The sequence below is a fragment of the Streptomyces sp. OfavH-34-F genome (genome assembly GCF_022347745.1).
Classification (GTDB): Bacteria; Actinomycetota; Actinomycetes; order Streptomycetales; family Streptomycetaceae; genus Streptomyces.
This window is the reverse complement of record NZ_JAKRGC010000307.1, coordinates 1-7,731: the sequence shown is the minus strand read 5'-3', so window position 1 is coordinate 7,731 and position 7,731 is coordinate 1. Positions and strand designations below refer to the sequence as shown.

Here is a 7,731-nt window from a genome sequence, read left to right as displayed (position 1 = left end):
GACTGCTGCACGCCGTCGCCGCGGCGGCGGCCGGGACCGACCCCGCACCCGGGGAGGTCCCGGCCCCGCGCACGGACACGCCCGCGTACCGGGCCTGGCGGGAGCTGATGGCCCGCTGGCGCGTCCCCGACGACGACCTGGCGGAGATCACCGCACCGGGCCGGCTCACCGCCCTGTCCGACCACCCGCGCCCACCCGAGGAGGCCGCCTTCGTCTACGACCACTTCGGCCCGCCCGAGCCCCCGCCCGGCTGGCTGCTCCGGGAATGGTTCGCCCCGGACACCGGCCTCTACCACTGCTCCGCCCTGCCAGGCACCCGCCCCACGGTCCGCTGCCCCGACCCGGCCGCGGCCCCCCGCCGCACCGAACTCCTGACCGCCTGGCAGTCCCTGGTCGCCCACCACCAGCGGGCCGTCTGACCGCCGGGCGGCGCTGGCTGCATATGGACATTCAGTTGGCGTGCTGGCTGAATGGGGCTGGTGCCGGAGGCCGGTGCCGGTGAGTGAGCGAGGGGACAGGATGAGCGGGAGCGGCCCGGCAGCGCGGTTGCAGGAGCTGTTCGAGGGGCGCCGGCTCACGCCCACGCAGCGGCGCATCGCGCACTCGATGGTGCGCAGGGCCGGGGACGCCCCGTTCCTGTCCAGCGTCGAGCTGGCCGAGCTGGCCGGGGTCAGCCAGCCCTCCGTCACCCGGTTCGCCGTCGCGCTCGGCTTCGACGGCTATCCCGCGCTGCGCAGGCGGCTGCGCGAGATGGTGCCGGCCGGGGCGGAGGCGGACGAGGCGGCGCAGACGTACAACGAGTACCAGCAGGCGGTGCTCGGCGAGATCGAGAACCTGCGCCGGCTGGCCGAACTCCTCGCCGACCCGGCCCCCGTCGAGCGGGCCGGACGGCTGCTCGCCGCGTCCCGGCCGCTGCCCGTGCTCGGACTGCGCGCGGCCTCCTCGCAGGCGCGCGGATTCGGGTACTTCGCGGCCAAGGTGCACCCGGACGTGCGGGTGCTCGACGAGGGCGGCAGCATGCTGCACGACCGGATCGACGCGGCCCGGCGGGCCGGTGCGAGCGCGCTGATCTGCTTCGCGCTGCCCCGCCACCCCCGCGAGGTCGTGGACGCCCTGGCGTACGCGCGGGGCCTCGGGCTGACCGTGGTGTCGGTGGCCGACTCCGCGTTCGCCCCGGTGGCCGCCCACAGCGACCTGCTCGTCCCGGCCGCCGTCGGGACCGGCCTCGCCTTCGACACCGCCTGCGCGCCGATGCTGCTGGGCCGGGTGCTCCTGGAGGCCATGTGCGACGGGCTGCCCGACGCCCAGGCCCGGCTGGAGGAGTTCGACGCGGGCGCGGCGGCCCGGGGGCTGTTCGTGGAGTGAGCGGAGTGACCGGGGTACGGGCCCGGTGCGCGGCCCGTACCCCGCCTCCTCAGACCTCCAGGTCCGCCTCGATCTTCTTCAGCTGGTGGCGGGCCATGGCCAGGTTGGCGCGGCCGGCGTCCAGCACCAGGTAGAGGAACAGGCCGGTGTTGCCGCGCGACTTGAGCAGCCGGATGAGGTGGTACTGGCTGCCCAGCGTGATCAGGATGTCCTCGATCTCGTCGTTGATGCCGAGGTGCTCCATGGTGCGTAGCTTGGCGCGTACGACGTCGGTGTTGCCGGCCGCCGCGACCTCCAGGTTGAAGTCCTTGCCGCCGCCGAGGGTGCCCAGCGCCATGCCGCTCGTGTAGTCGACGAGGGCGACACCGGTGGTGCCCTCGATGGACGACATCGCTTCCTTCAATGACGCTTCGGTGTTCGCCATGAGTGGTGCTCCCTTTCTCTGCCCGGCCGAAGGTGACCGGTTCCGTTGCGTGGTGGGGTGGTGTCGGGGGCGCCCGGCCGGCGCGCGGACGCGGCTCAGACCGGGCGGTGCGGGAGGGCGCCCGGCTGCTGCGGGGCCTGCGGCGCGGGGGCGGGCCGCGGGGCCCCCGCGAGGGCCCGGTCGACGAGTTCGCCGATCCGGGTGCCGGCCCGGCGGCCCTCCAGATGGAGCCGGCCGACGTTGATCCGGTCCTCGGCCAGCAGGGTGAGGACGGCCTGGGAGCCGGCCGCGTACGCCGCGATGTAGCCGGACTCGCCGCGCACGAGCACTTCGCGGAAGCCGCCCCGGCCGGTGGCCTCGGTCATCCGGATGGCGACGCCGAGCGCGGCGGCGGTCAGCGCGGCCACCCCCTCGGCCTCCACCCCGGGCGTGTCATGGGCCAGGACCAGGCCGTCCGTGCTGGCCGCCAGCGCGCCGGAGAGCAGCGGAACCCGGGCCCGTAACCGCTGGAGCTCCGCCAGGACGTCCTGGGTTTCGGCCTCGGGCACCATCGGCTGTCTCCTTCCGGCACGCGTTCTGAGCGCGCGTATCACAGGGCCTCCAGGGCGTCTCGGAGCCGGCGCAGCAGGGCGACGTCCGGGTCGGCCGTGACCTCGGGCAGCGCCACCCGGCCCGTCTCGGCCGCCTGTCGCGGGACCGGTTCGACCAGCCCGGCCGCCGCGAGGCGCCGCAGGTCCACCAGGACGTGGAAGGCGGACCTGCCCAGCTCGCGCGCGATGCCGGTGGCCGTACGCCCCGCGTCCACGCACTCCAGGACGCGTCGCCGGCCCGCCGGGACCGGGGCGTCGGCCGGGCGGCCCGTCCGCCGCAGCGGTGCCGTGTCCACGGCCCCGTCCGGCCAGATCCGGTCCAACAGCTCCCGGCGCCGCAGCGTCTCGCGCTGCACGGCGTCCACCGGCACCGGCCGCACGGGGCCGATCCAGTGCGCCACCCCGTACCGGAAGCGCGCCGGGGTCCGCGTCGGGGCGAGCGCGAAGAACGCGGCGTCGTACAGGGCACCCAGGTGGCACAGCTCCAGGGCGCCGCCCGGCACCCGGCCGCTGTCGACGAGGTAGCGCCCGACCCGCTGCCCGGCCCCCGCCTCGGCGACCGCGTCCCACCAGCCCTCGTGGCGCAGGGTGCCGCCGCGGGTGAGCAGGACGTCGATGCCGGGGGTCGCCGGGCTCTCGGCGTGGACGACCTCTCCGTCGGCCAGGTACAGGGTGCCCCGGTCGCGCATCAGGGCGCCGGTGGCGCGTTCGCCGGCGAGGCGCTGGAGCATGGGGGAGAGGACGGGGTCGTCCGCGAGGGCGGCGGTCACGCGAGGACCAGCCGTTCGGCTATCTCGCCCAGGCGGATCCGGGCCAGCGCCAGATTGCCCTCCGCGCGGTCGAGCCAGAGGTGGAGGAAGACGCTGCTGTCGAACTCCGTCGCCACGAACCGCAGGACGTGGTAGCCGGAGCGGGTGGTGACGATGACGTCCTCGACGGGGGGAGCGCTCCCGGCCGCCTCCGGTAACTCCTCGGCGAACGCGGGCTGTTCGGCCGCCATCCGGGCCACCTCGGCCGTCTCGGCGGCGGTCGCCTCGTGGTCGCCGTTGGGTGATTCGCCGATGGTGCCGAGGGCGAGACCGCTGGTCCAGTCGACGACCGCGGCGCCCCTGGCGCCGGGCAGTCTCATGACGTCGAGCAGGCACTCGTCGATTCCGGGCACGCGGATTCCCCTCCGACACGGCGTTCGGCTGTGACCCAGAGGTTACGCATCGTGCTCGCTCCGGGTGGGGGTTCTGGCATTTTCCATCGGTACATGCGGGCGGACTCCGGAGAACGCGCCCCCCGCGAAACGGACGGAACGGCGCCAAGAGGTCTCCGGCCGGGCCTGTTGACTGGAGGTATTCACCCGCTCAAGATGTGAATAGAAAATTCACAGTCGCGAGGAGGCATCCGCCATGTCAGGACCCCGCCCCGTACGGGCGCCGCGCGGTACCGAACTGAGTGCCCTGGGATGGCAGCAGGAAGCCGCCCTGCGGATGCTCCAGAACAACCTCGACCCCGAGGTCGCCGAACACCCCGACCAGCTCGTCGTCTACGGCGGCACCGGCAAGGCGGCCCGCGACTGGCGCTCCTTCGACGCGATGGTCCGTACGCTGCGCACGCTCAAGCAGGACGAGACGATGCTCGTCCAGTCCGGCCGCCCGGTCGGCGTCATGCAGACCCACGAGTGGGCGCCGCGGGTCCTGATCGCCAACTCCAATCTGGTCGGCGACTGGGCGAACTGGGAGGAGTTCCGCCGCCTGGAGGCGCTCGGACTCACCATGTACGGCCAGATGACCGCCGGTTCCTGGATCTACATCGGCACCCAGGGCATCCTCCAGGGCACCTACGAGACCTTCGCCGCCGTCGCCGCCAAGAAGTTCGGCGGCACGCTGGCCGGGACCATCACCCTGACCGCCGGACTCGGCGGCATGGGCGGCGCCCAGCCCCTCGCCGTGACCATGAACGACGGCGTCGCGATCTGCATCGACTGCGACCCCCGCGCCATCGAACGCCGCATCGAGCACCGCTACCTGGACGTGAAGGCCGACTCCCCGGAGCACGCCCTCCAGCTCGCCGTCGAGGCCCGCGACGCCCGCCGCCCGCTCTCCATCGGCCTCCTCGGCAACGCGGCGGACCTGCTGCCCCGGCTGCTCGCCGAGGGCGCCCCCATCGACATCGTCACCGACCAGACCAGCGCGCACGACCCGCTGTCCTACCTCCCGGCCGGCGTCGACTTCGACGACATGGCCGCCTACGCCGCCGAGAAGCCCGCCGACTTCACCCTGCGGGCCCGCGAGTCGATGGCCCGGCACGTCGAGGCGATGGTCGGCTTCATGGACGCCGGCGCCGAGGTCTTCGACTACGGCAACTCCATCCGCGGCGAGGCGCGGCTCGCCGGGTACGAGCGCGCCTTCGACTTCCCCGGCTTCGTACCGGCGTACATCCGGCCGCTGTTCTGCGAGGGCAAGGGCCCGTTCCGCTGGGCGGCGCTGTCCGGCGAGGCGTCCGACATCCACAAGACGGACAAGGCGCTGCTCGAACTCTTCCCCGAGAACGAGTCGCTGCACCGCTGGATCAGGATGGCCGGCGAACGCGTCCACTTCCAGGGCCTGCCCGCCCGCATCTGCTGGCTCGGCTACGGCGAGCGCGACCGGGCCGGCGAGCGGTTCAACGACATGGTGGCGAGCGGCGAACTGGCGGCCCCGCTGGCCATCGGGCGCGACCACCTGGACTGCGGCTCCGTCGCCTCCCCGTACCGCGAGACCGAGGCCATGCTCGACGGCTCCGACGCGATCGCCGACTGGCCGCTGCTCAACGCCATGGTCAACGTGGCCTCCGGGGCCTCCTGGGTCTCCCTGCACCACGGCGGCGGCGTCGGCATGGGCCGCTCGATCCACGCCGGACAGGTGACCGTCGCGGACGGCACCGCGCTGGCCGGCGAGAAGATCCGGCGGGTGCTCACCAACGACCCGGGCATGGGCGTCATCCGGCACGTGGACGCGGGCTACGACATCGCCGACTCCGTCGCGCGGGACAAGGGCGTACGCGTCCCGATGCGGGAGGACGCGTGACCCCCGCACCCTCCGGATTCCGGGCCATGTGGGCCGAACTGGCCCCCATCGGCCGGCACGCCGCGAGCGGGGGGTACCGGCGCTACGCGTGGAGCGGCGCCGACACCGAGTGCCGGGCCTGGTTCCGGGAACAGGCCGAGGCGCGCGGACTGACCGTCGAGACCGACCGCAACGGCAACCAGTGGGCCTGGCTCGGCGACCCCCTCGCCGAGGACGCCGTCGTCACCGGCTCCCACCTGGACTCCGTACCGGACGGCGGCGCCTTCGACGGGCCGCTGGGCGTCGTCTCCGCGTTCGCCGCGCTCGACGAACTGCGCGGCCGGGGCGCCGCGTTCACCAGACCGCTGGCCATCACCAACTTCGGCGACGAGGAGGGCGCCCGCTTCGGCCTCGCCTGCGTCGGCTCCCGGCTCGCCGCCGGACAGCTGACCCCCGAGGCCGCGCACCGACTGCGCGACGCGGACGGCGTCACCCTCCCGCAGGCCATGTCCGCCGCCGGGTACGACCCCGACGCCATCGGCCCCGACCCCGAACGGCTCGCCCGCATCGGCGCCTTCGTCGAACTCCACGTCGAACAGGGCCGGGCCCTGGACCTCTCCGGCGACCCGGTCGGCATCGCCTCCGCGATCTGGCCGCACGGGCGCTGGCGGTTCGACTTCCGGGGCGAGGCCAACCACGCGGGCACCACCCGGCTCGCCGACCGCCGCGACCCGATGCTCACCTACGCCGAGACCGTCCTCGCCGCCCGCCGCGAGGCGGAACTCGCGGGCGCCCTCGCCACCTTCGGCAAGGTCGCCGTCGAGCCCAACGGGGTCAACGCCATCCCCTCCCTCGTGCGCGGCTGGCTCGACTCCCGCGCCGCCGACCAGGACACCCTGGACACGGTCGTCGCCGCCGTCGAACGGGCCGCCCGGGAACACGCCGACCGGGCCGGCATCGACCTCGACGTCGTCCGCGAGTCGTTCACGCCCGTCGTCGAGTTCCGGCACGCCCTCCGCGACGAGCTGGGCACCCTGCTGGAGAAGTCCGCGCGCGGACCCGGCCGCCCGGTCCCCGTGCTCGGCACCGGCGCCGGACACGACGCGGGTATTTTGTCCGCCTCCGTACCGACCGCCATGCTGTTCGTACGGAACCCGACCGGCATCTCGCACTCACCGGCCGAACACGCCGCCGAGGACGACTGCGCCGCCGGGGTCACCGCACTCGCCGACGTACTGGAAGGTCTCGCGTGCCGCTGACGACGGAGGCGACGGGCGCGCCCGTCACCGAGACGTACTGGCTCTCCCACGCCTGGCTCGGCACCCATGTCGAGCCGGGCGTCGCCCTGGACGTGGCGGACGGGCGGATCGCCCGCGTCCGCACCGGGGCGGACGCCCCGCCGCCCGGCGCCACCGCGCTGCGCGGCCTCACCCTGCCGGGCCTGGCCAACACCCACTCGCACGCCTTCCACCGCGCCCTGCGCTCCACCGTCCAGGTCGGCTCGGGCACCTTCTGGACCTGGCGCGAGACCATGTACCAGGTCGCCTCCCGGCTCGACCCCGACCGCTACTACGAGCTGGCCCGCGCCGTGTACGCGGAGATGGCGCTCGCCGGAATCACCGCCGTCGGCGAGTTCCACTACCTCCACCACGGCCCCGGCGGCACCCCCTACGACAACCCCAACGCCATGGGCGAGGCCCTGATCGCGGCCGCCCGCGCGGCCGGCATCCGGATCACCCTCCTCGACACGGCCTACCTCTCCGCCGGATTCGGCACCGGCCCCGACGACCACCGCGCCCCCGACCGCCATCAGGCGCGGTTCAGCGACGGCACCGCCGACGCCTGGGCCGAACGCGCCGCCGCGCTCAAGGGCGACGACCACGCCCTCATCGGCGCCGCCGTCCACTCCGTACGGGCCGTCCCGGCCGGCCAGCTCGCCACCGTCGCCCGGTGGGCGGAGGAACGGCGGGCCCCGCTGCACGTCCACCTCTCCGAGCAGACCGCCGAGAACGACGCCTGCCTCGCCGCGCACGGGCGCACCCCCACGCAGCTCCTCGCCGACCACGGCGTCCTCGGACCGCGCACCACCGGCATCCACAACACCCACCTCACCGACGAGGACATCGCCCTCATCGGCACCACCTCCACCGGCACCTGCATGTGCCCGACGACCGAACGCGACCTCGCCGACGGCATCGGACCCGCCGCCGCCCTCCAGCACGCCGGCTCCCCGCTCTCGCTCGGCAGCGACAGTCACGCGGTGATCGACCTCTTCGAGGAGGCCCGCGCCATGGAGCTGAACGAACGGCTGCGCACC

Annotated in this window: 9 protein-coding genes; 5 read left to right on the top strand and 4 right to left on the bottom strand. The window is 74.3% G+C overall.

Annotated elements, in window-relative coordinates; translation table 11 throughout:
• A partial coding sequence (locus MHW47_RS29190) for a hypothetical protein (RefSeq protein ID WP_239226759.1) occupies positions 1-419 on the top strand: 419 nt, incomplete at its 5' end.
• Between the two features lie 100 nt (positions 420-519).
• A complete protein-coding gene (locus tag MHW47_RS29185; RefSeq protein WP_239226758.1) occupies positions 520-1,365 on the top strand; it encodes a MurR/RpiR family transcriptional regulator in 846 nt (281 codons plus the stop codon).
• Positions 1,366-1,414: 49 nt separating this feature from the next.
• Here MHW47_RS29185 and MHW47_RS29180 read toward each other — a convergent pair whose 3' ends face one another.
• From MHW47_RS29180 to MHW47_RS29165, 4 genes are all read right to left on the bottom strand, one after another.
• On the bottom strand, positions 1,415-1,789 hold the full coding sequence (locus MHW47_RS29180) for a hypothetical protein (RefSeq protein ID WP_239226757.1): 375 nt from the start codon (positions 1,787-1,789) through the stop codon (positions 1,415-1,417).
• 95 nt (positions 1,790-1,884) lie between these two features.
• Positions 1,885-2,340 carry a roadblock/LC7 domain-containing protein gene (locus MHW47_RS29175; protein ID WP_239226756.1) on the bottom strand — a complete coding sequence of 152 codons (456 nt, stop codon included), beginning with the start codon at positions 2,338-2,340 and terminating at the stop codon, positions 1,885-1,887.
• A gap of 38 nt (positions 2,341-2,378) precedes the next feature.
• Positions 2,379-3,110, bottom strand: coding sequence for a transcriptional regulator (locus MHW47_RS29170; RefSeq protein WP_239226761.1), 732 nt, complete (start codon positions 3,108-3,110; stop codon positions 2,379-2,381).
• Between the two features lie 35 nt (positions 3,111-3,145).
• Positions 3,146-3,541, bottom strand: coding sequence for a hypothetical protein (locus MHW47_RS29165; protein ID WP_239226755.1), 396 nt, complete (start codon positions 3,539-3,541; stop codon positions 3,146-3,148).
• 235 nt (positions 3,542-3,776) lie between these two features.
• Between MHW47_RS29165 and hutU the strand changes: the two genes are divergently transcribed.
• The 3 genes from hutU to MHW47_RS29150 all read left to right on the top strand — a co-directional run.
• Complete coding sequence (gene hutU / locus MHW47_RS29160) at positions 3,777-5,435, top strand: urocanate hydratase (protein WP_239226754.1); 1,659 nt, start codon at positions 3,777-3,779, stop codon at positions 5,433-5,435.
• Positions 5,436-5,461: 26 nt separating this feature from the next.
• Positions 5,462-6,673 carry an allantoate amidohydrolase gene (locus MHW47_RS29155; RefSeq protein ID WP_239226760.1) on the top strand — a complete coding sequence of 404 codons (1,212 nt, stop codon included), beginning with the start codon at positions 5,462-5,464 and terminating at the stop codon, positions 6,671-6,673.
• On the top strand, positions 6,664-7,731 hold a 1,068-nt coding region (locus MHW47_RS29150; RefSeq protein ID WP_239226753.1), incomplete at its 3' end, for a formimidoylglutamate deiminase. The genes MHW47_RS29155 and MHW47_RS29150, both read left to right, overlap by 10 nt.